The following is a 1515-nucleotide window of genomic DNA, read 5'->3' on the forward strand; positions in this document are numbered from 1 at the left end:
CGGTAGTTTGTCGTCTTCGTAACCTTCTTGTGGTGTGTGGCGTTGTGTTCGGCAGGTGTTCTGTCGAGCGTTGGGGTGCTGGGTGGTTCGTGCGGTGTGTCCGCCGGCTGCGGGTCCGTTGGAGGACTACGCGGCGTGTTTCGACGAGTTGTTCTCCCGGCTGGCGCAGCGACGCGGGTTCCGGGAGTACCTGACTGGTCTGCTCGCGCCCCGCGATCGGAACAAGACGTTGACCGGTCTGGCCGGGGCGGAGCCGGTCGCCGGCGCGCAGCATGCTGCGGTGCAACGGTTGCAGTACTTCCTGTCGCAGTCCACGTGGGACGCCGACGAGATCAACCGGCGGCGGTTGGAGTTGCTGGTCGGCGATCCCTCGACGGCGCCGCACGCTCGTGGCGTGATCGCGATCGACGACTCCGGCGACCGTAAGGACGGCACCGCGACGGCGCATGTCGGCCGGCAGTGGCTGGGCCGTTACGGCAAGACCGACAACGGCATCGTCACCGTGACCACCGTCTGGGCCGACGAACGCCTCTACTATCCGCTGCACGCGCAGCCCTACACACCAGCCTCCCATTTCCCTCGCAAGCAGGCCGACCCCGAGTTCCGCACCAAGTTGCAGATCGCCGCCGATCTGATCGCCAAAGCGCTTGCCGCCGGCGTGGCCTGCCGGGCGGTGGTGGCGGACAGCTTCTACGGCGAGCACGACGACCTGCGCGGTGCGCTACGTCAGAGCGGGCTGGGTTTCGTCATGGCACTCAAGCCGTCCCGGGGCACCTGGCAGTACGGTGCCGAGGCGTACACGCCGAAAGACGCCGCCCGGGCCGTGCCCTGGGGCGGCCCGGACGATCCCGGCGGCTGGCACCCGGTCACGCGAACCTTCCGCGACGGACACACCGAGACCTGGTGGGCCACCGACGCCCGACTGGCCTGGTGGGGACCCGACGAACACACCCGTCTCGTGGTCGCCACCACCGACCCGGCAACCTTGCCGGACAAGGCCACCTGGTACCTGGCCACGAACCTGCCCCGCCCCGGCGGCCCACACGACACCCCGGACGCCGCCCACGACCCGGCGGACCTGACCGAGGTCGTGCGGCTCTACGGGATCCGGCACTGGATCGAGCAAAGCTACAAACAGGTCAAAGATGAACTCGGCTGGGCGGATTTCCAAGTCCGCTCCGCGACCGCGATCCGCCGCCACCAAACCCTCGTGAACTGCGCATTCTCATTCTGCTGGAACACCTGGTTCGACCAACCATCCACAAGCGACAACACCGCGACTCTCCCGGAATCCGTCTCTGACGACTCCGGAGAGAGGGGGCGCCGAACCCAGCCCCACCAATGATCGGCCCAGCTGGCCGAAAGCCCTCCGCGCCGTCCGCGCCTGGCTCACCCCATGGCTGCTACTGCAACGCTGTTGGACAGCCTGGACCAACAAACCGCCACCCCGTGAACTCCAGCAACTCCTCAACGCCGTCGGAAACGGCCGCGCCCTCAACCTCTATCTACCACCAT

At 67.5% G+C, this 1515-nt stretch carries 1 protein-coding gene; it reads left to right on the forward strand.

Annotation, left to right across the window (positions count from 1 at the left end; all coding sequences use genetic code 11):
• The first annotated feature begins 118 nt into the window (after positions 1-118).
• The gene (locus I4J89_RS49040; RefSeq protein ID WP_230860870.1) at positions 119-1345 is read left to right on the forward strand and encodes an IS701 family transposase; all 1227 of its coding nucleotides are present in this window, start codon (positions 119-121) and stop codon (positions 1343-1345) included.
• Positions 1346-1515 lie beyond the last annotated feature (170 nt).

It is taken from the genome of Actinoplanes aureus (assembly GCF_015704865.1).
GTDB classification, from domain to species: domain Bacteria; phylum Actinomycetota; class Actinomycetes; order Mycobacteriales; family Micromonosporaceae; genus Actinoplanes; species Actinoplanes aureus.